Origin of the sequence: Mycobacterium pseudoshottsii JCM 15466, assembly GCF_003584745.1 — a bacterium.
GTDB lineage: Bacteria > Actinomycetota > Actinomycetes > Mycobacteriales > Mycobacteriaceae > Mycobacterium > Mycobacterium marinum.
On the sequence record NZ_AP018410.1, the window covers coordinates 5,202,417 to 5,226,333 of the forward strand.

General features: G+C 64.2%; 18 protein-coding genes and 2 pseudogenes. 11 read left to right on the plus strand and 9 right to left on the minus strand.

What is annotated here, in order from left to right; translation table 11 throughout:
* Positions 1-322: 322 nt before the first annotated feature.
* The 4 genes from MPSD_RS23680 to MPSD_RS23695 form a co-directional block, all read right to left on the minus strand.
* Positions 323-2,698 (minus strand): cation-translocating P-type ATPase, encoded by a 2,376-nt coding sequence (locus MPSD_RS23680; protein WP_086085047.1) that lies wholly within the window; start codon positions 2,696-2,698, stop codon positions 323-325.
* Positions 2,695-4,278 (minus strand): serine hydrolase, encoded by a 1,584-nt coding sequence (locus MPSD_RS23685; protein ID WP_020786052.1) that lies wholly within the window; start codon positions 4,276-4,278, stop codon positions 2,695-2,697. The genes MPSD_RS23680 and MPSD_RS23685 overlap by 4 nt, the downstream gene beginning before the upstream one ends.
* A gap of 238 nt (positions 4,279-4,516) precedes the next feature.
* A complete protein-coding gene (locus tag MPSD_RS23690) occupies positions 4,517-5,572 on the minus strand; it encodes an MBL fold metallo-hydrolase (RefSeq protein ID WP_020786051.1) in 1,056 nt (351 codons plus the stop codon).
* A gap of 69 nt (positions 5,573-5,641) precedes the next feature.
* Positions 5,642-6,373, minus strand: coding sequence for an enoyl-CoA hydratase (locus MPSD_RS23695; protein WP_015357080.1), 732 nt, complete (start codon positions 6,371-6,373; stop codon positions 5,642-5,644).
* Between the two features lie 26 nt (positions 6,374-6,399).
* Between MPSD_RS23695 and MPSD_RS23700 the strand changes: the two genes are divergently transcribed.
* The 6 genes and pseudogenes from MPSD_RS23700 (at position 6,400) to MPSD_RS23720 (ending at position 14,017) form a co-directional block, all read left to right on the plus strand.
* Positions 6,400-7,881, plus strand: a complete 1,482-nt coding sequence (locus tag MPSD_RS23700) for a carboxyl transferase domain-containing protein (protein ID WP_086085046.1) — start codon at positions 6,400-6,402, stop codon at positions 7,879-7,881.
* A gap of 1,046 nt (positions 7,882-8,927) precedes the next feature.
* A pseudogene (locus tag MPSD_RS29915) lies at positions 8,928-9,356 on the plus strand (MFS transporter); the annotation flags it as partial.
* Positions 9,357-9,429: 73 nt separating this feature from the next.
* Positions 9,430-10,374, plus strand: coding sequence for an MFS transporter (locus MPSD_RS23705; RefSeq protein ID WP_020786048.1), 945 nt, complete (start codon positions 9,430-9,432; stop codon positions 10,372-10,374).
* 74 nt (positions 10,375-10,448) lie between these two features.
* Positions 10,449-11,711, plus strand: coding sequence for an aminotransferase class I/II-fold pyridoxal phosphate-dependent enzyme (locus tag MPSD_RS23710; RefSeq protein ID WP_020786047.1), 1,263 nt, complete (start codon positions 10,449-10,451; stop codon positions 11,709-11,711).
* Between the two features lie 175 nt (positions 11,712-11,886).
* Positions 11,887-12,831, plus strand: a complete 945-nt coding sequence (locus tag MPSD_RS23715; RefSeq protein ID WP_086085045.1) for a PLP-dependent cysteine synthase family protein — start codon at positions 11,887-11,889, stop codon at positions 12,829-12,831.
* A 244-nt stretch (positions 12,832-13,075) separates the two neighbouring features.
* Positions 13,076-14,017, plus strand: a pseudogene (locus MPSD_RS23720) (sterol desaturase family protein).
* Positions 14,018-14,075: 58 nt separating this feature from the next.
* Here MPSD_RS23720 and MPSD_RS23725 read toward each other — a convergent pair.
* Entirely contained in the window at positions 14,076-14,687 is a 612-nt protein-coding gene (locus MPSD_RS23725) for a TetR/AcrR family transcriptional regulator (RefSeq protein WP_012396173.1), read from the minus strand.
* 98 nt (positions 14,688-14,785) lie between these two features.
* Between MPSD_RS23725 and MPSD_RS23730 the strand changes: the two genes are divergently transcribed.
* The 3 genes from MPSD_RS23730 to prrB all read left to right on the plus strand — a co-directional run bounded on the left by MPSD_RS23730 (position 14,786) and on the right by prrB (position 18,618).
* Complete coding sequence (locus MPSD_RS23730) at positions 14,786-16,456, plus strand: FAD-binding dehydrogenase (RefSeq protein ID WP_020786043.1); 1,671 nt, start codon at positions 14,786-14,788, stop codon at positions 16,454-16,456.
* Between the two features lie 96 nt (positions 16,457-16,552).
* Complete coding sequence (gene prrA, locus MPSD_RS23735; protein WP_012396175.1) at positions 16,553-17,263, plus strand: two-component system response regulator PrrA; 711 nt, start codon at positions 16,553-16,555, stop codon at positions 17,261-17,263.
* Positions 17,264-17,277: 14 nt separating this feature from the next.
* A complete protein-coding gene (gene prrB / locus MPSD_RS23740; protein ID WP_036426280.1) occupies positions 17,278-18,618 on the plus strand; it encodes a two-component system sensor histidine kinase PrrB in 1,341 nt (446 codons plus the stop codon).
* A gap of 19 nt (positions 18,619-18,637) precedes the next feature.
* On the opposite strand, the gene arfC is transcribed toward prrB, so the two are convergent.
* Genes arfC through arfA form a run of 3 tightly spaced genes read right to left on the minus strand, consistent with a single transcriptional unit; the run spans position 18,638 to position 20,502 of the window.
* On the minus strand, positions 18,638-19,276 hold the full coding sequence (gene arfC, locus MPSD_RS23745; RefSeq protein ID WP_020726520.1) for a channel accessory protein ArfC, sunset domain variant: 639 nt from the start codon (positions 19,274-19,276) through the stop codon (positions 18,638-18,640).
* Positions 19,276-19,491, minus strand: coding sequence for a channel accessory protein ArfB (arfB, locus tag MPSD_RS23750; protein ID WP_086085044.1), 216 nt, complete (start codon positions 19,489-19,491; stop codon positions 19,276-19,278). The genes arfC and arfB overlap by 1 nt, the downstream gene beginning before the upstream one ends.
* Before the next feature lie 12 nt (positions 19,492-19,503).
* Positions 19,504-20,502 carry a channel-forming protein ArfA/OmpATb gene (gene arfA / locus MPSD_RS23755; protein WP_020729604.1) on the minus strand — a complete coding sequence of 333 codons (999 nt, stop codon included), beginning with the start codon at positions 20,500-20,502 and terminating at the stop codon, positions 19,504-19,506.
* Between the two features lie 112 nt (positions 20,503-20,614).
* Between arfA and MPSD_RS23760 the strand changes: the two genes are divergently transcribed.
* Positions 20,615-20,878, plus strand: a complete 264-nt coding sequence (locus MPSD_RS23760; protein WP_011738616.1) for a DUF2630 family protein — start codon at positions 20,615-20,617, stop codon at positions 20,876-20,878.
* 23 nt (positions 20,879-20,901) lie between these two features.
* A complete protein-coding gene (locus MPSD_RS23765) occupies positions 20,902-22,476 on the plus strand; it encodes a phytoene desaturase family protein (RefSeq protein WP_015357090.1) in 1,575 nt (524 codons plus the stop codon).
* Positions 22,477-22,480: 4 nt separating this feature from the next.
* Here MPSD_RS23765 and MPSD_RS23770 read toward each other — a convergent pair whose 3' ends face one another.
* On the minus strand, positions 22,481-23,776 hold the full coding sequence (locus tag MPSD_RS23770) for a citrate synthase (protein WP_020786040.1): 1,296 nt from the start codon (positions 23,774-23,776) through the stop codon (positions 22,481-22,483).
* Between the last annotated feature and the right edge of the window lie 141 nt (positions 23,777-23,917).

Consider the following 23,917-nt stretch of genomic DNA (forward strand, 5'->3'; position numbering starts at 1 on the left):
GAGGCCACCTGCCCCACCCGACAACCCGACGATCCACGGGATCCACCCGGTCGTCGCCCATTGGCTGGTATCGCATCAGCATACGGCGGTTACCACGGGGACACGGGAACTTTAACAAAAAACTGTGACCAGTGGTCATAAACCGGGTTATTCAATCGCAATGTAAACTCTTTGTACAAAATCGTCGCTTTGGCCGCCCGGACACCATTTTGTCCACATCACCAATTTGTCGCACGGCCGCGCGACTCGAGCTAGCGCGAGTCGAGAAGAAGAATCAGATTCGCAGCTACCAGCGAATCGAGGCCGGCGTCGCCCTAGCCAGCTATCGCCATACCCGCGGACGCAACCCCAGGGCTCTGGCCCGCAGCCACCACATGGCCTCGATCAGCGCGGCCCCGAGCAGACCGATCCCCAAAGCGATCGAAGTCGTGGCCAGATTGGAGGGATCCAGAAAGAACTTCCGCTGCGCCAGCGGGAGGCTGAAGATCGCCACATAGGCTAGGCCACAAGCGATTACGAGACCCAGTCGCCACCAGCGATAGGGCCGGGCCACCACCGCCAGTACCCACAACGCGGTTACCAGCAGAGTTATCAGGGCGGCGGTTGAGGCTTGCGTCTGCTCCTGCCACGTCGAATGTCGCCCGGGATAGGCGGTCAGGTAGGAGACGAAGGTCGCGACGCCGACCACCAGTCCAGATGGCAGCGCAGAGGTGAGGACCCGCCGTACGAAGCCTGGATAGGCCCGCTCGTCGTTGGGCGCCAGCGACAAAATAAAGGACGGAATTCCGATCGTGAACCACGCCGCGATCGTGACGTGTATTGGCTGAAACGGATACAGCAATGGATCTGCGCCCAATGGCTTGGCGAACAAGCATTCGATACCCACCAGCAACGCCAACAACGCCGAATACACGGTCTTGGTCAGAAATAGATTAGCGACGCGCTCGATATTGCCGATAACCCGCCGACCCTCGCCGACGACGTAAGGCAACGTGGCAAACCTGTTGTCAAGCAGGACTATCTGCGCCACCGCGCGCGACGCGGGACTACCGGTTCCCATCGCCACGCCGATATCGGCATCCTTGAGGGCCAGTACATCGTTGACCCCGTCGCCGGTCATCGCCACCGTGTGCCCATGGGACTGCAGCGCATGCACTATGGCGCGCTTCTGGTCCGGCCGCACCCGCCCAAAAGTGGTGTAGGTATCCAGGACGTCGGCCAACTCGGGCTGCTCCGATGGCAGCTGTCGCGCATCCATGGTTTGGCCCTGCAACCCGAGCTTGGCGGCGACCGCGCCGACCGATACCGCGTTGTCCCCAGAGATGACCTTCACCGAAACATTCTGAGCGGCAAAGTACTCCATCGTTTCGCGCGCATCGGGCCGTACTTTCTGCTCCAGAATCACCAAGGCGGCCGGAGTTACCTGGCCCGGTGCGCAGGGATCGTCCACCGCCACGTCTGCGACCCCCAGAAGCAGGATTCGCAGCCCCTGTGCCCCAATCCGTTCCGCCTCCCGGGCGGCCTCGGACGCCGAATCCAGCAGCACATCGGGTGCACCGATCACCCAATTTCCGTGGTCGCGAAATGATATGCCGCTCCACTTGGTTGCCGATTTGAACGGCGCCGTTGCGGTGGGGGTCCAGTCCGGTGGTGACGGAAAGGCCTGCGCAATGGCCTGCATGCTGGCGTTGGGCCGAGCATCGGCGGCAGCCAGGAAGGCCAGCACGTCGGCGACGGCCCCATGCTGGTCGGCGATGAGTTCGTCGACATCGGACACGCGCATACCGGTTTCGGTCAGCGTGCCGGTCTTGTCGGCGCACACCACGTCGACCCGGGCCAGTCCTTCGATGGCGGGCAATTCCTGTACCAGGCACTGGCGTTGCCCCAACCTGACGACGCCGACAGCGAACGCTATCGAGGTCATCAGCACCAGGCCCTCTGGGACCATCGGCACCAACGCGCCCACCGTTCGCAGCACCGAGTCTCGCCAACCCGCGTGGGTGGTGAACAGCTGGGTATAGATGGTCAGCAACCCGGCAGGTATCAACAGATAGGTGATGAATTGCAGAATCTTGTTGATGCCGCTGCGCAATTCGGATTTCACCAGGGTGAACTTGCTCGCCTCTGCGGCAAGCTTGGCAGCGTATGCCTCGTGCCCCACCTTGGTCGCACGGCATGCCCCGCTACCTGCAACCACGAAGCTGCCTGACATGACTTGTTCGCCCACGTGTTTGGCGATCGAATCGACCTCACCGGTGAGCAGGGATTCGTCGATCTCGAGGTTGTCCTGCTCGAGGACTTCGCCATCAACGACGACCTGATCGCCAGGTCCGAGTTCGATGACGTCGTCGAGCACCACCTCGCTGGGCGACATTGTGCGGGTGCCGGATTGCCGCCGAACCAACGGTTTCGCCTGGCCGAGGATTGCCAGGTTGTCCAGTGTCTGTTTTGCCCGCAGCTCCTGGATCATTCCGATGATGCTGTTGGCGATGATCAGCAGGCCGAACATCCCGTTGATCACCGAACCGGTCGCCAGGACGATCAGCAGCAGCACGCCCAGAATCGCATTGATCCTGGTGAATACGTTGGCCCGAACGATTTGGGCCACACTGCGAGTCGCCCGCTCGGGAATGTCATTGCTCTTACCTTCGGCTAACCGAGCCGCCACTTCGGCATCGGTCAAGCCGATGGCAGTCATCGCGTGAACGTTCCGAGCTTGTTCGAATCGAAATACTCGAGATTGAGCGTGTCACCGGCGAAGGTCGCCTTCGAAATCAAACCGGGCAAAGCGTTCTCCGTTGACAGGGGGAACGTGAAAGTGTCGCCGTCCCAATGCGTCAGGTCAAACGTCTGGTTCTTTGGCCCCATCGACAACTGCAGCTGGCCATCGCGCTCCGTCACGGTGGCGGGGCCCCAATAGTCGTTGGCGTATACCCCGACGTAGTCGCTTGGCGGCCGGGCCGGTTCAGGGTTGACCGGGGGCTGCTTGCCGACCAGAGATCCTTCCGGGGTATTGATGGGGCTCATTTGCTGTCGGTATAGGTTCGTCCAGTCTTCGCGGACTTCGCCGTATTGCACCAGATCCATGAATTGGGCGGTGAGCGCTTCGGGTATGCCGTAGGGCGCGGCATTGGTCAGCGCGGCGATGGCGATGTCTTCGGAGGGTAGGACCACAAAGTTGGTAGCGGCCCCGAGCCCGAACGCCCCGGAGTGGCCGTACTGGGTGCGGCCCGCGGAACTCACCGACACGGTGAACCCATGGCCGTAGAAGCCGGCGCGAGCTTTCGGTGAGCGCGCCGCCGACGAGATGACCTGCGGTGTGATGGCGGGGAGCAACGCCTCCGGTGACACGATTTGCTGACCGTTGTACTCGCCGTTGGCCAGCACCATGGTCAGCCAGTGGGCCATGTCATTGAGCGACGAACTCACCCCGCCCGCCGGCGTTTGAGCATCCGGGTCCCGTTGGAACCGGGCCTCCCACCGGTCCCCCACCTTGATGTGGTTGACCGCGTGATTGGGCCGGGCCAGGAAGTCGGCGAATCGGGAACTGGTAGAGGTCATCCCCAGCGGGCGATAGAGCACCTCCTCGGACAGGTCCGGCCAGGCCTTGCCGGCTGCTGCCGCGACCGCATCGGCCGCGGCGGTCACACCGAAGTTGGTGTATGCATAGCTGATTCGAAAGGGGTCCAACGGCAGGTATTTCAACCGTTCGAGCACCTGCGTTGTGTCGTAGCCCAGATCTTCGAGCGCATCCCCGGCGTGGTCGGGCAACCCGGACCGGTGCGAATACAGGTCAGCGATCGTGGCGTGGTCGGTGACGTAGGGATCGCTGAGGGCAAACTCCGGTAGCTTCGAAACGACGGGCGTGTCCCAAGAAACGACATTGGTGCTGACCTCGTGCGCGACCACGGTCGCCCCGATGGGCTTGGACATCGAGGCCAGCTGAAAGACCGTGTCAGTGTCGACCTTGTTGTCCTGACCGTCGCCCTTGCTGACGTCCCGCACCCCGAATCCCTTGGCATACAGCGTCTTTCCACCGTGGACAATCGCAACCGCCATGCCGGGTATACCAGTGCTTTTCATCAGCTCGGCCACTAAGCCGTCAACCTTTGCGACCGCTTCGTCGATCCGGCCCGGGGGAATGTCGATACCGGAGACCTCATTGGGCGGGAGCTGCGACGGCGTCGATGGCGGGTTGGAATTTGATTGTTTGGGAGCACATCCCACCAACGCCAGGAACATCATCACCACTGCTGTCGTCGCCGCGCGTTTGGTCATTGCCGCACTCTAGCCGGGCAACGTCGCCCTCCCGGGTAGGCCCCATGCCACGCGCCGCCAGCACCGCTGGTGACCAGCGGGCATGCGGTCATGACAGTTCGCTGCGGCGTTCATGTCCCCGATGTCCGACGAGGATATCCCCTTGCCGTCCCTTACTGCGGTGGGACGCAAACATCACCACCGCCACGGTTGCGGCGCCGATACCGCTGGCATGAAGCCGGTTTCGGCATCGCCTCGATCAGAGCCGCCACCAGGGGTTGAATCGCAACGGCCCGGCAGGATCGACGCGCTGACCGGGCAGCGGCACGGCCACCTGGACCTGGTCTGATTCAGCGGCTTTGAGCAGTCGCTCTACCGGTTCCGCCCACGGGTGCGGCGCCAACCGGAAAGTCCCCCAGTGAATCGGCACCAACAGCCCCGAACCCGTGTCACTGACATCCAGGTGCGCCCGGACCGCCTCCTCGGGATTCATATGGATGTCCGGCCACCCAGTGTTGTAGGCGCCGATGGGCATCAAGGTCAGGTCGAACGGACCATGATCGGCCCCGATCTCGGCAAAACTCTTTGTGTAGCCGGTGTCCCCGCCTAAGTAGGCGCGATGCGTCGGTCCTACGAAGGCCCACGACGCCCACAGGGTGTTGTTGCGGCTCATGAAGCGCCCGGAAAAGTGCCGTGCCGGCATGCAGATCACGCTGAGCTCGCCGACCTGGGCGCTCTGGTGCCAGTCGAGTTCGATGATGCGATCCTCGGGGACGCCCCACGACCGCAGATGTGCCCCCACCCCCAACGGCACAAAAAACGGCGCCCGCTGACTACGGACCAGCGCGATCACGGTGTCGATGTCGAGATGGTCGTAGTGGTCATGGCTGATCACCACCGCGTCTACGGCGGGCAACCCGTCGAGCTGGACCGGCGGCGGATGCAGCCGCTGTGGGCCGACCAGATCCGAGGGCGAGCACCGGTCGCTCCACACCGGGTCGGTCAACACCCGGTAGCCGTCGATCTCGACCATCGCCGTGGAGTGGCCGAACCAGCTCACCGCCAACCGGCTCGCGTCGCCCTGGTACACCTGCGGAGCAGCCAGCGGGATCGGCTTGGCCGGGCGGCTCCCACCTCGATTCGCGAGTAGCTCCCAAGCAAGGAGCCGCATTTCTTCACGATTCAGGGTGAACACCGAGGCGGGGTCGAGGTTGACGAATACACCGTCGCGATAGTTCGGCGATCCATCCGAGGCGGCCTCGATCGCCGCAGGATCGGCACCCAACGCAGCTGGCGCTCCGCGCAGCGCCCGCATCAGCTATCCGCCGGCCGCTAGCGAAGCGGTGCCGGCGGCCAGTCTTAGTGCCCGGCCGACCATGTTGGATTACGCCCCCTGGAACTTCGGTGGCCGCTTCTCCACCCGAGCGACCTGCGCCTCGATGACGTCCTGGCTTCCCCAGGCCTTGTCGAACAGCTCCTTGTGCTCCGGCCACGGTTGCTCGATGGAACCGTCGTCATTGAGCACCCGCTTGGCATGCTGGATCGCCAACGGCGCCAGACCGGCGATCTCGGCGGCCCAGGACTGTGCATCGGCCAACGTGCCGATGCGGTTGGCCATCCCGGTGTGCAGTGCCGTCTCGGCGGTCAACTTCTCCGCGGTCAGCAGCATCGCGCGCGCCCGTCCGTACCCTACCAGCGACGACAGTCGGCGGATGCTCCAGTTATCCAGGGCCAGGCCATATTTAGACGTAGGGAACTGGAAAAACGCTTCGGGAGCCACGACCCGCAGGTCACACTGCATGGCCAGCTGCAAACCGGCGCCGATGGCAGGTCCATTCACGGCACCGATAACCGGCATCGGGGCTGCGTCCATCACGCGGTGTAGCTCGATGAGCCGATCGGGATAGTCAGCGGCAAACGCATCACCGGATAGATCCGCTCCCGCGCAGAACGCGGTGCCCTGGCCCGTGAGTACGACCGCGCGAACCGACCCGTCGCCGGCTTTCTGGATGGCCTCCCGCAGCTCCTCGACCAGCTGCGAGTTCAGGGCGTTGCGACGCTCCGGGCGCTGCAACTCGATGGTCATAACGGCTTCGACCTGGGAGATACCGATCATGGGGCAAGCCTATATAGCCTCATCGAGTGAGTCGTATCACCACCGACCAACTGCGCGACGCCGTCCTGGACGAGGACTCTTTCATCAGCTGGGATACGCCCCCGCTAGAGGTCCCGATATCGGAGTCCTACGCGCGCGATCTGGCCGACGCCCGAGCCGCCACCGGCCGTGACGAATCGGTGCTGACCGGCGAGGGCCGCGTGTTGGGGCGCCGGGTCGCGGTGGTGGTGTGCGAATTCGACTTTCTCGCCGGCTCGATCGGCGTGGCGGCCGCGGAGCGAATCACCGCGGCCGTGGAACGCGCCACCAGCCAGCGGTTGCCGCTGCTGGCCTCGCCCAGCTCCGGGGGCACGCGCATGCAGGAGGGCACGGTCGCGTTCCTGCAGATGGTGAAGATCGCCGCGGCTGTCCGGCTGCACAAGCAGGCCCACCTTCCCTACCTGGTCTATTTGCGCCATCCGACCACGGGCGGGGTGTTCGCGTCATGGGGTTCGCTGGGCCACGTGACGGTGGCCGAACCGGGGGCCCTGATCGGCTTCCTGGGTCCCCGGGTCTACGAGCTGCTCTACGACGAACCGTTTCCCGCTGGCGTCCAGACCGCGGAGAACCTGCAGCGCCATGGTGTCATCGACGGCGTGGTCACGCTAGACGAGCTACGACGCACACTGGATCGCGCATTGACGGTACTCACCGACGCGCCAGCGCCAGCGTCAGCGGCGCCAGCTCCCACTGCGATACCGGATGTTGCGGCGTGGACTTCGGTGCTGGCATCGCGACGACCCGACCGGCCGGGGGTGGAACACCTGCTGCATTACGGGGCCACCGACCGAGTGCTGCTCTCCGGGACCGGTTACGGCGACGCGGCGACCACGCTGCTCGCGCTGGCCCGCATGGCTGGTCAGCCAATGGTGGTGCTTGGCCAGCAAGGGATCGGTGGCGGGATCATCGGACCGGCGTCGCTGCGCGAGGCTCGCCGCGGCATGGCACTGGCCGCCGAGCTGCGGCTGCCGCTGGTCCTGGTCATCGACACCGCCGGCCCCGCATTGTCCGCCGATGCCGAGCAGGGTGGGCTGGCCGGCCAGATCGCCCAATGTCTGGCCGAGTTGGTGACGCTGGGCACCCCGACGGTGTCGGTGCTGTTAGGGCAGGGCAGCGGCGGGCCGGCGCTGGCGATGGTGCCCGCAGACCGGGTATTGGCCGCCCAACACGGCTGGCTAGCTCCACTTCCGCCGGAGGGCGCCAGCGCGATCGTCTTCCGCGACACCACCCACGCCGCCGAGCTCGCCGCAGCGCAAGGCATTCGATCGGCGGACCTGCTGGCCGCCGGGATCGTCGACGTCATAGTTCCCGAACTCCCCGACGCCGCAGCTGAGCCGGTCGAGTTCGCCCAACGACTTTCGATCGCCATCGCGACCGAGGTAGCCGCGCTGCGTGAGATACCCGACGCCCAACGCATGACGGCTCGACTCGCGCGGTACCGCAGCATCGGGCTCCCGCGCGACCGCTGACCTGCGGCGGTGCCGTTTAGCGGTCGGGCTTCGGCCCCACTGGGGCGATTTTGGTGTGGCAGGTTAGCCAGGATCGAATGCGTGGCGGAGGGACGGGAGAATCAGCAAGGCCGGTTCGGTAATGTGATGCTGGGTCTGCGCAGCTCGCTCGATTCTCCCGTCAGCACCGCCTGCCCCGCACGGCAGGAATCATTCTGAGCTGCCGCGAGAGTCCAATTCGAATTCAATTTCTCTTACAACAGCCTCTTTTTACCGACCAGGATCTGGCTAGCACCCGTGAGAGAGCTCGGTGATCGATTTTTAGACCCACGGCCGTTACCGCAGAGATTGCACCATTCCGCCAACGTGCGCAGGCCACTACGGAGGCGCAGCCGCATCGCCGCCGCCCGGCGAGAGACCGGCTCCATGAGACAAACTTGTCCAATCCTGTTCCTTTACATCTCTTTTGAGACATGCATGTTAAATCTCAGACTGAGGATCGTAAGGAAAATTCCCTTTTGAATAAGAAGCGAACGCCTAATATGGACACCGTCAAGTTTCAGCAGTACGGTCAGCTACGTGCCCCACGACCATCCAGCGAGCCCGCTCTCGCATCGGCTTGCCGAAGCGGGATCGGTTGCCGCCGTTGCCAATCGGGGCCGCCACCCAGAACGGCACCGCGTTCACTGCAAGCTGCGCAGCTGGCCACCATCGGATTCCCCACAACGAGCGGATGTCATGACGGCGCGCCGGCAACATTGCGCACACCGGCCCTTACGGATGGCATGGTGCAGCAACACCGTTCACCTCCACACCGCCATCGCCGGCAAACCCATTGGCACCCGCACCCATCCTGAGCTGGTGTTTCATGCAGTTCGATGGCGATCCCATACACCAAATCGCGCTATTGCGACCGTCTCGAGACGAGAGTCGGCGCCGCAGCCCATGGAAGCGGCAACGCGCTCGATCCCGAGAAATTTTTGCGAGTTTGTAGTTAGATCAACTACGCAGGGGTCTGTGATGGCTTCAGCCGGCGGGTGCGGTTGAGGATCGTTGGTTCGGGTTGAATGGGCGCGCGGGTGCGGGGAGTGGTATTGGTTACGGGTAGAGTGCGGGCGTTGGCGGTGGAGCTTACCGCGGGATTTATTGTTTACCTGGATACAACGGTATTACTTGTAGCTTTTGGTGCTATTTCGGCAAGTTTTCCGGAGGCATCCTCGTCCGCCCGGTCGTGGGTGCTTGACGCGTATTTCATTGTGTTTGCCGCGTTGATGGTGCCGGGCGGGCGTTGGGCAGATCAGTTCGGTAGCCGCAACGTCTTCGCCATCGGTGTAAGCACGTTCATTCTGTCGTCTGCGGGTTGCGCGGTCGCGCCCACGTTGGGCGCGCTGGTTGCGGCTCGAGCGGCACAAGCGGTGGGTGCCGCGCTGATGGGGCCGGCTTCGCTTGCGCTGATTCTTCCTTATTTTGGTCAGGGTTCTCGGGCCACTGCGGTGTCGCTATGGGGTACCTCGGCGGCGTTGGCGGCGGCACTGGGGCCACCCCTCGGGGGGGTTTCTCGCCGATACCGTGGGCTGGCGCGGGATTTTCCTCATCAACGTGCCGATCGGGTTGGCCGTGCTTGCCGGGTTGCGCAATGTCGACAACCGCGGCGATGCCGTGGCGGGGCAGCTGGTGAACACGAGCGCGATCGTGCTGATCGCTTCGGGTGTGGGGGCGCTGACGGCGGGCATCCTTGAAGGCCCGTCCTGGGGCTGGGGCCAGCGCCGGACACTGCTGTTGCTGATTGCGGGTGCCATCCTGCTGGCCGCGGCGATGGTGGGGGTGGCACGCCACCACCGCCGCGCGGAGCCGATACACGATTTCGACAAGGGCCGCTTCTTCGCCGCCAATGCGGCGACCGCGATCTTCGGGGCCGGCTTCTATGGGTTGTTACTTGCCGTCGTGTTCTTTCTGACGTCGCACTGGCACTATTCCACTTTCGAGGCGGGACTGGCCATGATGCCGATCTTTGTTGCGGCCGCGCTTGCGGCTATCCCGGCCGGAAGGATCGCAGATGCGCGGGGACACCGATGGGCGGTGATCCCCGGTTGCTGGGTTTTCGCTCTCGGCGTTTTCCTGTTCTGGTTACTGACAACGAGCCGAGCCGACTATGCGTCACGGTGGCTGCCCGGATCGATCCTCTGCGGGATTGGCATCGGGTGTGTCATGCCGGTTCTCGCAAGCGCTGCGATCGATGCGATGCCCGGCCAGCTCCTCGGCACCGCCAATGCACTCAATCCCATGTTGCGGCAATTCGGCGCGGCCCTGGGCACCGCCGCGGTGGGCACGTTGCTTGTTGAGCGTTCCGGGCACTCGCCCATCGACGTGGGCAGCTTCCGGGTCGTATGGGCATTTCTGGGGACTTTGGCCATCGCCACGATTCCGTTTGCGCTGCGCCTGATACGACCGGCGTGGCAACGACCGGTCGAGGAGCCCCAACCGGCAGCCGCAGAATGCGCATCACCACCCTAGCCGTCTCACGGAGCACTTTCAGGAAGAAACACCTCAGGGCAAACGATCAATGACAGGGATTAGGGGCACAAATCATGGATCTCTTCGATAAATTTGTTGCGGTAGACGAGCCGCTGCTACACATTTCTCGTGCCACACATGGCATAGCGACATATCCCAAGCTGGATGGGCCCGTCGGCGCCCACATGAGGTGGCAAGACCGCGAGCAGATCGTATGGAGCATCAACAACTATCTCGGAATCGCCAATCTTCCTGAAGTACGGGAAGCCGATGTCGAGTTCGCTCGACTCTACGGATTCGCAAGACCCATGGGCTCACGAATGATGTGCGGCGAGACGGACATCCTCGAGCAGTTGGAAGAGGAGCTGGCCAATTATGTGAAGAAGCCGGCGGCGCTCTTTCTCAACTATGGGTATCAAGGCATGGCCTCACTCATCGACTCACTCACCACCTCCTCAGACTGGATCGTCCTGGACTCGCAATGCCACGCGTGCATCATCGACGGGGTCCGGCTGAAGAAGAAGGGCGGCCTCGACCAGACACGTACGTTCTCGCACAACAACATTGACGAACTCCAAGCATGCCTGGCCGAGATCGATCGGGTGCGCAGTGCCGACGCCGGCGTATTGGTGATCACCGAAGGGGTTTTCGGCATGTCCGGCGACCAGGGTGCACTACGTGAGATCGTCGAACTCAAGAAGACCTACGATTTCCGATTGCTCGTTGACGACGCACACGGGTTCGGCGCCCTGGGCGCAACCGGCAGCGGAGCCGGGGAAGAACAGGGCGTCCAAGATGGTATCGACCTATATTTCAGCACCTTCGCCAAAGCGGCCGCCGGCACTGGGGCATTCGTCGCATCAGAGGCCAACGTAATTTGGAAACTGCGCTACACAATGCGCTCGCAGATCTTCAGCAGAGGCCTACCCCTGCCGATCATCGCCGGAAACCTGTTCCGCTTCGAGTTGCTGCGCACCCGCCACGATCTGCGCCAGCGAGCTCATGCCATCGCGCATGAGCTTCAAACATCGTCGACCGACAAGGGATTTGACATCGGCAACACCCAGAGTCTGGTCACACCGGTATTCCTGCAGATGGACCCGTTGCTAACCCTCGAATTTCTGAACCGAATGCGCCACGAGCACAACGTATTCTGCTCGGGCGTGATGTACCCGGTGGTCCCCCCGGGGGTTGTCCAGCTACGACTGGTGTCCACCGCATCACACGACACCGCCGACGTGGAACCGACAGTAAACGCCATCGCGTCGCTCTACGACGAGCTAGTCCCCAACCGGGATCGTGACCTATCACCGGCACCTGAGCTCGGCGCGGTCTAACACCAGAATCCTATTGGGCGGACACGATGACAACTCACAGCCTCGCCGAATCACCATCTCGCCATCACAACCACTGGCCCCCAACCACACGATGTAGTAACGGGCCAGCTGTGATCGTCGACCTTCGCACCCGAAGAAGACCCGCACCCGCAGCGCCGACCAGCGAGCGCACCCGATGACCCGCTACGACTCACTGCTGACCACCTTGGGCGATACGCCCCTGGTTGGCTTACCACGACTCTCACCAGGCTGGGACAACAGTCCGCACGTGCGGTTGTGGGCCAAACTCGAAGACCGCAACCCCACCGGGTCGATCAAAGATCGCCCAGCGCTGCGGATGATCGAGCAAGCCGAGGCCGACAGTTGGCTGCGGCCGGGCGCGACGATCCTGGAGGCCACCAGCGGCAACACCGGCATCTCCCTGGCGATGGCCGCCAAACTGAAGGGGTATCGGCTCATCTGCGTGATACCGGAAAACACCTCGATCGAGCGCCGTCGGTTGCTCGAGCTCTACGGGACCGAGATCATATTTTCCCCCGCCGAGGGCGGATCCAACACCGCGGTAGCGCTCGCCAAACAACTGGCCGCCGAACACCCCGAATGGGTCCTGCTCTACCAGTACGGCAACCCCGCCAACTCCGACTCCCACTACCGCGGCACCGGCCCGGAACTGCTCGCCGACCTGCCCGAGATCACCCACTTCGTCGCCGGCCTGGGCTCCTCGGGCACTCTGATGGGCGCCGGCCGATTCCTGCGCGAACACGTCGCCAACATCAAGATCGTGGCCGTCGAACCCCGCCACAACGAAAAACTCTGTGGGATGCGCAATCTCGACGAAGGATTTGTGCCCGAACTGTATGACCCCACGCTGGGGGCCGTGCGCTACCCGGTCGCCACCGCCGATGCCGAGCACCGCATCCGCGAACTCGCACACACCGAGGGCGTCCTGGCAGGCCTGTCCACGGGCGCGGCCCTACACGCCGCATTGGAGATCGGCACTCAAGCTCTGCGAGCAGGCGAGCGTGCCGATATCGCGTTCGTCGTCGCCGACGCCGCGTGGAAATACCTCTCCTCCGGCGTCTATGAACACCCGGCACCTAGCAAGTTGCTGGCCCCATGACGCCACGATGCGAGCCCGCAAGTACGACGCGAACACCCAGAACCGCACCATCGGATTTCTTCCTCATATCGAATCAAACGAAATTCGGCAGGAGGGTGAACCCGTCTCCCAAATACTAAAAACAACGCCACGGCTCGCACCGGCCACGATCGGCACAACCCCGGCCGCACAGCATGAACACCGCGAATTAATCCGGAAGTCCGCCAACCCCCGACACCACGCCTACAGCTAAGGCATCACTGACATGACTACTGCGATGAGCGTCTTCGACGCACTGCCAGCCAGACTGCAGGACCCGGTGGTACTGACCGCCCCATTCCTGATACTCCTGATCGTTCTCGAATGGATAGCCGCACGCAAACTGCTAACCACCAGTGCGCCCGCTGCCGACGACTCGAGAAACGCACCCGGGGCCCACTTCGGCCCCGACACCATCGCAAGCCTGTCCACCGGGTTGGTCTCACTGGTCACCGGCGCCACCTGGAAGACCATCGCCGCAATCGGCTACGCCGCCATCTACACCTACGTCGCGCCCTGGCATCTTTCCCCACACCAGTGGTACACGTGGGTTATCGCGGTCCTGGGCCTAGACCTCATCTACTGCGTCGATCACCGCATCGCCCACCGAGTCCGGCTGATCTGGGCCGCACATCAGCCACACCACTCCAGCGAATACTTCAACCTGGCCACCGCGGTACGCGTGGAATGGAACAAGAGTGGCGAGATCATCATGTTCGCCATACTGCCGCTGTTGGGAGTTCCTCCGTGGGTGGTGTTCTTCAGCTGGTCAATAAACCTGACCTACCAGTTCTGGGTCCACACCGAACGGATCGGCAAACTACCGCGCTGGTACGAATACCTCTTCAACACACCGTCACACCACCGGGTGCACCACGGTATGGATCAAATGTATCTAGACAAGAATTTCGGCGGAATTCTCATCATCTAGGATCGCATGCTGGGCACATTCCAGGCCGAAGAATCCCGCCCACACTACGGACTCACAAAACCGGTCCACACCTTCAACATCTGGAAGCTACAAACCAACGAATACGCGGCGATAGTCCGAGACTGGCGCTCAGCAACTCGGCTACGCGATCGACTCGGCTACGTCTTCGGACCGCCGGGCTGGAAACCACAGACACCCGCCAACCAGGAAACCGGCAGGCTGGCCAAGTCCGCTTGACCCCCAAGCCATCGAGTTGGCAATCCGCCTCAGCCGACCCGCGCAGCACCGCCAGGCCTCAGCGGATCAACACCACGCCAAGAAGTTGACTGAGCCAAGCTCGTGCCGCGTCCTGGTCGCCGTCCAGTAGAAGTTGAATGCTGACCCCGTCATAGGCGGCGACCACGGCGCGGGCGGCGTCGGCAACGCTGCCGATCGCTGCGGGTAGTTCGACATCGCTGCCAGCAAGCCGGTCTTCCACTGCGGCACGCAGCTGCGCCCGGTGGGCCGCCAGGCGTTGGGCGAGATCCGGGTGGCGGGCGGCGTGCATCAGGAAGTCAGTCTTGATGAGCAGCCAGTCGCGGTCGAGCAACAAGGTGCTGGCGATCCGATCCACTGTCCCGGGCACGTCGGTGGGATCGTCGACGCTTGCCATGGCGGTGCCGACCTGTTCGGAGATCAAGGTGGCGCGCTGGTCATAGAGGGTGAAGAAGAGTTCCTCAAGGCTGTCGAACTGCGAGTAGAACGCCCCCCGGGTGTAGCCGGCCGCCGCACACACATCCTCGATGCGCACGTGCCCGAACCCTTTGTCTGCGAACACCCTGAACGCCGCATCGACCAGCCGGGCCCGAGTCTCGGCGCGCCGCTTGGTCACGCGCGCCGGCGTGGCAGTGTTGGCTGGCGGTGTCATCTACATCACACTCCGATACATCAACGCATCCGATGCATTAATATATCAGATGCGTGGGCGTAGGGCATACCCACACATAACTCTAGGAAGGCTGTCGGATGGACGCTGATGTCATCGTCGTCGGTGCAGGTTTGGCCGGGCTGGTCGCCACTCACGAACTCACCCGCCGGGGTAAGAAGGTCGCGGTGGTCGATCAGGAGAACGAGAAGAACCTCGGCGGTCAGGCCTTTTGGTCGTTCGGCGGACTCTTCCTGGTAGACAGCCCCGAACAGCGCCACCTCGGAATCAAAGATTCCCTGGAGTTGGCGTGGAACGACTGGTCCGGCAGCGCGGCGTTCGACCGGCCCGAAGATGAAGACTTCTGGGCCACCAAGTGGGCGCGCGCCTACGTGGAGTTCGCCGCCGGCGAGAAGCGCTCTTATCTGACCGACCTCGGAATCCGGTTCATGCCCACCGTGGGATGGGCCGAGCGCGGCGACCTGCGCGCCGAGGGCCACGGCAACTCCGTTCCCCGTTTCCACATCGCCTGGGGCACCGGCACTGGCGTCGTGGAACCGTTTGTCGACTCCGCTCTACAGAGCGCCAAGGCCAAGCTGGTGACCTTCTACCATCGGCACCGCGTTGACGAGTTGGTCATCACCGACGGCGTTGCCACCGGGATCAAAGGCACCGTGTTGGCGCCCGATGACGCGGAGCGCGCCACTCCGTCCAACCGCGACGAGGTAGGCAAGTTCGAACTGTCGGCGCAGGCGGTCATCATCACCACCGGCGGGATCGGCGGCAACCACGACATGGTGCGGCGATACTGGCCGGACCGGATGGGCACCCCGCCGGCCTCGATGATCGCCGGCGTGCCCGCCTATGTCGATGGCCGGATGCTCGACATCGCCAACGACAGCGGGGTACGCCTGGTCAACCGCGACCGGATGTGGCACTACACCGAAGGCGTCAACAACTGGGACCCCATCTGGCCCAAGCACGCCATCCGCATCATCCCCGGCCCGTCGTCGATGTGGTTCGACGCACTGGGGCGCCGGCTACCGGTCCCCTACCTGCCCGGCTACGACACCTTGGGCACCCTGCGCCACCTGCGCACCACCCCCGAGATCGCCAAGTACGACCACTCCTGGTTCATCTTGAACCAGAAGATCATCAAGAAAGAGTTCGCCCTCTCGGGTTCCGAGCAGAACCCCGACATCACCGGCAAGAGCCGCAAAGCCGTTCTGCAAGAACGGTTTTTAAACAAGGACGCGACCGGTCCGGTCGAGGCGTTCAAGCGCCACGGCGCCGACTTCGTGGTCGCCAACAGCCTGGAAGAACTCGTCGAGAAGATGAACGGCTTGACCGACGAACCGCTGCTGGATCCGGCCGCGATCCGCAGGCAGATCGAAGCGCGGGATCTGCAGGTCGCCAACCCATTCTGCAAGGACGTTCAAGTTCAGGGGATCCGCAATGCGCGACGCGCCCTTGGCGACCGGCTCGGCCGCGTCGCGGCGCCACACCGCATCCTCGACCCCAAGGCGGGGCCGCTGATCGCGACGAAACTGCACATCCTGACCCGAAAAACATTGGGCGGCATCCAAACCGATCTGTCGTCGCGGGCGATAGGCGGCAACGGCGAACCGATCGCGGGCCTGTATGCGGCGGGAGAGGTCGCGGGGTTCGGCGGCGGCGGCGTGCACGGTTATAACGCGCTGGAAGGCACGTTCCTGGGCGGCTGCATTTTCTCCGGGCGCGCCGCTGGCCGTGCTGCCGCCGACGCCGTCTGAGCGGGTCGCTGACCCTCGCGAGCAGACGTGGCTCCCAAATAGCTAGCCGCGACCCGGTGCCTACCCTCCCACCGCCATAGCCGGCAATCAGGCAAAATGGGCGGCATGGACACTGGTGCGAACTCACCTCGGGTCTTGGTGGTCGACGACGATTCCGATGTGCTCGCCTCGCTGGAGCGCGGTCTGCGGCTGTCCGGATTCGAAGTATCGACCGCCGTCGACGGTGCCGAGGCCTTGCGCAGCGCCACCGAGACCCGGCCGGACGCGATCGTGCTCGACATCAACATGCCCGTGCTGGACGGCGTCAGTGTCGTTACCGCACTGCGTGCCATGGACAACGACGTCCCGGTCTGCGTGCTGTCCGCGCGCAGCTCGGTCGATGACCGAGTGGCCGGTCTGGAGGCCGGCGCCGATGACTATCTGGTCAAGCCATTCGTGCTGGCCGAATTGGTGGCCCGGGTCAAAGCGCTGCTGCGCCGCCGCGGGGCCACCGCGACATCTTCATCGGAAACCATCACGGTGGGCCCGCTGGAAGTAGACATCCCCGGCCGACGGGCCCGGGTCAACGGTGTCGACGTCGACCTCACGAAGCGCGAGTTCGACCTGCTCGCGGTCCTGGCCGAGCACAAGACGGCGGTGCTGTCGCGGGCACAACTACTCGAACTGGTGTGGGGCTATGACTTCGCCGCCGACACCAACGTCGTGGACGTATTCATCGGCTACCTACGCCGCAAGTTGGAGGCCAACGGCGGCCCGCGGCTACTGCACACGGTCCGCGGGGTCGGATTCGTACTCAGGATGCAATGAGTGCAATGACAGTGATGAACATCTTGTCGCGAATTTTCGCCCGTACGCCCTCGCTGCGCACCCGGGTGGTGGTCGCGACGGCCATCGGCGCCGCGATTCCGGTGCTCATCGTCGGAACCGTGGTCTGGGTCGGGATCACCAACGACCGCAAGGAACGGCTGGACCGCCGGCTGGACGAGGCCGCGGGTTTCGCCATCCCGTTCGTGCCGCGTGGCCTCGACGAGATACCGCGCTCCCCCAATGACCAGGACGCACTGATCACGGTCCGCCGCGGCGACCTGGTCAAGTCGAACTCCGACATCACACTGCCCAAGCTGCAAAAGGACTACGCCGACACCTACATCCGGGGGGTGCGTTACCGGGTGCGGACGGTCGAGATCCCCGGACCGGAGCCAACATCGGTCGCGGTGGGCGCGACCTACGACGCGACCATCGCCGAGACCAACAACCTGCACCGCCGGGTGCTGTTGATCTGTACGTTCGCCATCGGCGCGGCAACGGTATTCGCCTGGCTGCTGGCCGTATTCGCGGTGCGGCCCTTCAAACAGCTCGCCGAGCAAACCCGCTCGATCGATGCCGGAGACGAGGCTCCGCGGGTCGAAGTGCACGGCGCCAGCGAGGCCATCGAGATCGCCGAGGCTATGCGAGGCATGCTGCAGCGCATCTGGAATGAGCAGATTCGAACCAAGGAGGCGCTGGCCTCGGCGCGCGACTTCGCCGCGGTGTCCTCCCACGAACTGCGCACTCCCCTGACCGCCATGCGAACAAACCTCGAGGTGCTTTCCACCCTGGATCTTCCCGACGACCAGCGCAAAGAAGTGCTCAACGACGTGATTCGGACGCAATCGCGAATCGAGGCCACCCTGGGTGCCCTGGAGCGGTTGGCCCAGGGCGAACTGTCGACATCCGAAGACCATGTGCCGGTTGACATCACCGAGTTGCTCGACCGTGCCGCCCACGACGCGATGCGCATTTACCCCGACCTCGATGTGTCGCTGGTGCCCTCGCCGACCTGCATCATCGTCGGCTTGCCGGCGGGGTTGCGGCTGGCCGTGGACAACGCCATCGCCAATGCGGTCAAACATGGCGGGTCCACCCGGGTCCAGCTGTCCGCGGTCAGTTCACGGGCCGGGGTCGAGATCGCCGTCGACGACAACGGCAGCGGTGTCCCCGAAGCCGAGCGCCAGATGGTGTTCGAGCGGTTCTCCCGAGGGTCGACGGCGTCGCATTCGGGCTCCGGCCTCGGGTTGGCCCTGGTGGCCCAGCAGGCCCACTTGCATGGCGGGACCGCGTCACTGCAGAACAGCCCACTCGGCGGCGCGCGACTGCTACTGAAACTTCCCGGCCCCAGCTAGTCCGATAGCGCGAACAGCGTCACTTCCGGTGCGTGCTCTTGCTCCACGCGGTGAAGAATGCCCGCGCGGCGGCCGCTTCGTCCTGAAACCAGACCTGAGCACACGTCGTCTCGTACGACGAGTCCTCGGGGGTGTAGTAGTGGCGGGTGTCGGTGCGCCCCTTCACGACCCAGCCCTGGGGCCCAGTGCCGTCGGCATCGGCTCGGGCCGAACCCGGGCCGTACGGGGCAAACCGCCCCGGCGCCAGCTGGGCAGCCGAGGACTCCTCGGTAACAGCGGTCTTTTCGGTCGGTGCCCTCTTGGCCCGCGCAACCTTTTTCTTCGGAACCCGCTTGGCCCCCACCATGCGCTTCACTGGGCGCTTCCTGGCCCCAGCAATCTTGCGCGCGGCGGCCTTTTTCGCGGCGGCGGTCTTCTTCTTCGCGCCGGGAACCTTCTTCTTGGGCGCGTCCTCGCCTGCGGCAGCCTTCTTTTCGCGTGGCTCGGCGGTCGCCGTCTTCATCGCCGGGGGCTTGGTCTCGGCGTCTGCGGCGTCGGCTCCGGCCCCCGAAGCAGCGGCTGCCACTTGGTATTTGGTGGATCGGACCATCAGGGCGCAGGTCAATACCAGTCCGAGTAGGAACGACAGGATTATCAACCACCAGTGCACATGGGCCATCACTGCGCCACCTCGGTCTGGTGGGACGCGGCTGGATCCGGCTCCTCGGCCTGCACGGTTTGCTCGGTTTGCTCGGTCTGCTCGGTCTGCTCGGCCTCTACCGCCTCCGCTGTGGTGGCGACCGGTTTGATCGACACCGTGACAATCCCCCAGGCAACGGCCGAGCCCACAACGAAGGCAGCCAGGTAGTACAACCACTGGATCACGAAATCCACGCTGGATTCTCCTTAGCTGACCACGATTTCGACACGGCGGTTCTTGATGCGGCCCTCGGCCGTGTCATTGCTGGCGATCGGGTTCGCCGAGCCGAGACCCTTGGCGGTGATGTGATCGGTGGCAACGCCGTGGGCCACGAGGAAGTCGGCCACCGTCTGGGCACGCTGAGCGCTCAACGGAATGTTGAGGCCTTCGCTGCCGCTGTTGTCCGTGTAGCCGTTGACCGTCACCTTGGCATCCGGACACGCCCTCAACTTGTCCACCACCTGAGTCAGGACCTTATTGCTGTCCGGGGTCAGGCTCACCCCATCGTTCCCGAAGGCGATCGCCCCACCGGTCAGCGCCGTGACGGCCGCCTGCAGGTCGGCACATGCGCCGGTGGCCGCGGGACCCGTCGGAGGGGTGCTGCCAGCAGGCTGCCCCTTGACCTCGATCTGGTTTTCCACGTTCACGTCGGGCCAAACGCTCGTTGCCGCGCTTCCGACCGCATCCTTCTGGTCCGGCGATGCGGCGGTTCCGGTCAAGGTGATGGTGTCCCGTTCCACCTTGAGGGTGAAATCCGGAATCGGCCCGCTGGCGGAGAAAACAGGTTCGGCGTTGGAGAAATCAAGCGCGCGGACCTTGGGATCGATCTGGATCTGATCGACCACGGTGACATTTTGACTCAGCAGACCCTTGAGCGACGTCATCAGCGCCGCTTTGGCATCTTCATTGGGAAAATCGCCGATTAGCGTCAGGGTATTGCCACTGCGGCTCACCGACAGCAATGACAACGACAACTCGGGCCGATCTGGCTTAGCGGAACTCGCCGTAACGGTCGGCAGCTCACCGGTCGGCCCGTTGACCGACGTCGGACGCTGGTAGGCGCCGTAACCGAGCGCCGCCAACAGCAATGGAATAACCACCACGCCGATTAGCCAGGAAACGCCCAGCGGGCGCCGTTCGAATTTCGGTTCCTTCGGCGCCTCGGTGGGTGCGGGCGCCTCGTCCAAGCCCGCGTCGGTACCCACCCGTACTTCTCCTTAACGTCAGTTGGTTGCACAGCCCTCGCGGTGCCCCTGGCGATATGCAGCCTACCGACTCCCCGCCAGAGCAATTACCGATGTCAGGCACACTGGAGCAATGGCTAATGGGAGGAAACCGACGGACAGTGAAACCCTGGCCCATATCCGCGACCTTGTCGCCGAGGAGAAGGCATTGCGTGAGCGGCTTGTGCACCGCGAAATCTCCGAGTCAGAGGAGCATGAACGACTGCGCCTCATCGAAATCGAACTCGACCAGTGCTGGGATCTGCTGCGCCAGCGCCGGGCGCTGCGGGAGACCGGCGGCGACCCGCGGGAGGCAAGCGTGCGTCCCGCCGGCCAGGTCGAGGGATACTCCGGCTGACACGACCCCGCACTGACACCAGAATGAAAGAATTCGATGTCGTCGTTGTCGGCGGCGGCCACAATGGCCTGGTCGCGGCCGCGTACCTGGCACGGGCGGGTCTGCGCGTGCGGGTGCTCGAGCGCCTGGGACACGTCGGCGGGGCAGCAGTCTCGATCCAGGCGTTCGACGGCGTCGAGGTTCGTCTATCCCGGTATTCCTACCTGGTCAGCCTGCTGCCGCCGCAGATCATCAAAGACCTGGGTGCCCCGGTCCGGCTAGCCCGGCGCCAGTTTTCGTCCTATACCCCCCAACCTGACACGCACGGACGCTCCGGCCTGCTGATCGGGACCGCCGGCGACGACACCTTTGCCGCGGTCGGCGCGGCCGGCGATGAGCCCGGGTTTGCCGCGTTCTATCGGCGCTGCCGGCTGGTGACCGAACGCCTGTGGCCGACGCTGCTCGAGCCGCTACGCACCCGCGACCAGGCCCGCCGCACCGTGGTGGACTGTGGCGCCCCCGAGGCACTCGGCGCCTGGCACGCCATGATCGAGGAACCGATCGGACGCGCCATCACCGCCGCGGTGCACGATGACCTGGTTCGTGGCGTGATCGCTACCGACGCGCTGATCGGCACCTTCGCCGGGCTCGACGAGCCGTCTTTGACCCAGAACATCTGCTTCCTCTATCACCTGCTCGGCGGCGGCACCGGTGACTGGGACGTCCCGATCGGTGGCATGGGTTCGGTGACCGCGGGGCTGGCCGCCGCCGCCACCGGATACGGCGCCGAAATAGTGACCGGCGCGGAAGCTGTCGCGGTCACCCCGAACGGTGACGTGCGCTATCGCGCTGGCGACGACGAACACCTGGTTCGCGGGCGCTTTGTGCTGGCCGGCGTCACCCCAGCGGTCCTGGCAAAGCTGCTCGGCGATACCGAACCATCCTTGGCCCCGGGCGCACAGGTCAAGGTGAACATGGTGCTGCGGCGACTACCCCGGTTGCGTGATGCCGTCGTCACACCCGAACAAGCATTCGCCGGGACATTCCACGCCAACGAAACCTGGACCCAGCTGGAAGCCGCGCACCAGCGCGCGGCCGCCGGGCATCTGCCGGATCCGTTGCCGTGCGAGGCGTACTGCCATTCGCTGAGCGATCCGAGCATCCTGTCGCCCGCGTTACGTGACGTCGGCGCGCAGACCATGACGGTGTTCGGCCTGCACACGCCGCACTCGGTGTTCGGAAACGCCGACCCCGACGTGCTGCGCGACCAACTCACCGCAGCGGTGCTGGCCTCACTGAACTCGGTCCTGGCCGAGCCGATTCAGGACGTGCTGCTGACCGACGCGGATGGTCGGCCGTGCATCGAGACCACGACCACCGCAGACCTACAGCACACGCTGCACATGACCGCCGGAAACATTTTCCATGGCGCGCTATCGTGGCCATTCGCCGAAAACGACGACACCCTGGCCACCCCCGCCCAGCAATGGGGGGTGGCCACCAACCACGACCGCATCATGCTGTGCGGCTCGGGCGCCCGGCGGGGCGGCGCGGTGTCGGGTATTGGCGGGCACAACGCCGCTATGGCGGTGTTGGCCTACCTGCGGCAAGACCGCTGACCGACTACCGCCCGTCCATCGCGACGTAGTCGCGCTCGGTGTAACCGGTGTAGATCTGGCGCGGACGCCCGATCTTGCTGTCGCCCTCGTCGTGCATTTCGCGCCAGTGCGCGATCCAGCCCGGCAGCCGGCCCAGCGCAAACAGCACGGTGAACATCCGGGTGGGGAAGCCGAGGGCACGGTAGATCAGGCCGGTGTAGAAGTCGACGTTGGGGTAGAGCTTGCGCTCGATGAAGTAGTCGTCGGTCAACGCCGCCTCTTCGAGCTCCTTCGCGATACCCAGCAGGGAGTCATCGCCGCCGAGCTTGGACAGGATCTTGTCGGCCTGCTCCTTGACGATCCTGGCGCGGGGGTCGTAGTTCTTGTAGACGCGGTGGCCAAAGCCCATCAGCTTGACGCCGGCTTCGCGGTTCTTCACCTTGCGGACGAACTCGCTCACGTCGTCGCCGCTGTCGCGGATCTGCTCGAGCATCTCGAGCACCGCCTGGTTGGCACCGCCGTGCAGCGGGCCCCAGAGGGCGTTGATGCCGCCCGAGATCGAGGTGAACAGGTTGGCCCGGGAGGAACCCACCAGCCGCACCGTGGAGGTCGAGCAGTTCTGCTCGTGGTCGGCGTGCAGGATGAACAGCATGTCCAGCGCCCGCACCACCTCAGGGTCGGGGTGGTAGGGCTCGGCGGGGAAGCCGAACGTCATCCGCAAGAAGTTCTCGACCAGCGTCAGGGAGTTCTCCGGGTAGAGGAACGGCTGGCCAACCGACTTCTTGTAGGCGTAGGCGGCGATGGTCGGCAGCTTGGCCAGCAACCGGATCGCCGAGAGCTCAACCTGCTCGCTGTCCATCGGGTCCAGCGCGTCCTGGTAGTACGCCGAGAGCGCATTGACCACGCTGGACAGCACCGGCATCGGGTGGGCGTTGCGGGGGAAACCGTCGAAGAACCGCTTGAGGTCCTCGTGCAGCATGGTGTGGCGCTGGATCCGGCCGGTGAACTGGGCGAGCTGGTCGGTGTTGGGCAACTCGCCGTAGATCAGCAGGTAGCAGACCTCGATGAAGGTCGACTTCTCCGCCAGCTGGTCGATCGGGTATCCGCGGTAGCGCAGAATGCCGGCGTCACCGTCGATGTAGGTGATTGAGCTTTTGCACGACGCGGTATTGACGAAGCCGTTGTCGAACGTGGTGTGTCCGGTCTTGGACAGCAGCGGGCCGAGCGCAATGCCGTCAGCACCCTCGGTGGCATGGGCGATCTGCAGGTCGATCTCGCCCCCCGGGTACTTCAGAGTTGCGGTGTCGTCGGTGTCGGACACGAGACCCCTTTGCGTTCTGGCTGATATGACTGCCCCACTCGGTGCGTATAGCTGAAGGTAGTCGTTGACACGATGGCGCGCCTGCCCGGGGTCGTATCTGCTGGTCCAGTCGATCTCCGCGACCCTGCTGCCCGGTGGCCA

What these genes read in the sequence shown, in the direction of transcription:
- MPSD_RS23730 (WP_020786043.1), top strand. Translation starts at nt 14,786, where the DNA reads ATGGACGCTGATGTCATCGTCGTCGGTGCAGGTTTGGCCGGGCTGGTC.
- prrB (WP_036426280.1), top strand. Translation starts at nt 17,278, where the DNA reads ATGAACATCTTGTCGCGAATTTTCGCCCGTACGCCCTCGCTGCGCACC.
- MPSD_RS23695 (WP_015357080.1), bottom strand. Translation starts at nt 6,373, where the DNA reads ATGATCGGTATCTCCCAGGTCGAAGCCGTTATGACCATCGAGTTGCAG.
- prrA (WP_012396175.1), top strand. Translation starts at nt 16,553, where the DNA reads ATGGGCGGCATGGACACTGGTGCGAACTCACCTCGGGTCTTGGTGGTC.
- MPSD_RS23725 (WP_012396173.1), bottom strand. Translation starts at nt 14,687, where the DNA reads ATGACACCGCCAGCCAACACTGCCACGCCGGCGCGCGTGACCAAGCGG.
- MPSD_RS23680 (WP_086085047.1), bottom strand. Translation starts at nt 2,698, where the DNA reads ATGACTGCCATCGGCTTGACCGATGCCGAAGTGGCGGCTCGGTTAGCC.
- MPSD_RS23685 (WP_020786052.1), bottom strand. Translation starts at nt 4,278, where the DNA reads ATGACCAAACGCGCGGCGACGACAGCAGTGGTGATGATGTTCCTGGCG.
- MPSD_RS23710 (WP_020786047.1), top strand. Translation starts at nt 10,449, where the DNA reads ATGGATCTCTTCGATAAATTTGTTGCGGTAGACGAGCCGCTGCTACAC.
- MPSD_RS23765 (WP_015357090.1), top strand. Translation starts at nt 20,902, where the DNA reads ATGAAAGAATTCGATGTCGTCGTTGTCGGCGGCGGCCACAATGGCCTG.
- MPSD_RS23715 (WP_086085045.1), top strand. Translation starts at nt 11,887, where the DNA reads ATGACCCGCTACGACTCACTGCTGACCACCTTGGGCGATACGCCCCTG.
- MPSD_RS23760 (WP_011738616.1), top strand. Translation starts at nt 20,615, where the DNA reads ATGGCTAATGGGAGGAAACCGACGGACAGTGAAACCCTGGCCCATATC.
- MPSD_RS23690 (WP_020786051.1), bottom strand. Translation starts at nt 5,572, where the DNA reads ATGCGGGCGCTGCGCGGAGCGCCAGCTGCGTTGGGTGCCGATCCTGCG.
- arfC (WP_020726520.1), bottom strand. Translation starts at nt 19,276, where the DNA reads ATGGCCCATGTGCACTGGTGGTTGATAATCCTGTCGTTCCTACTCGGA.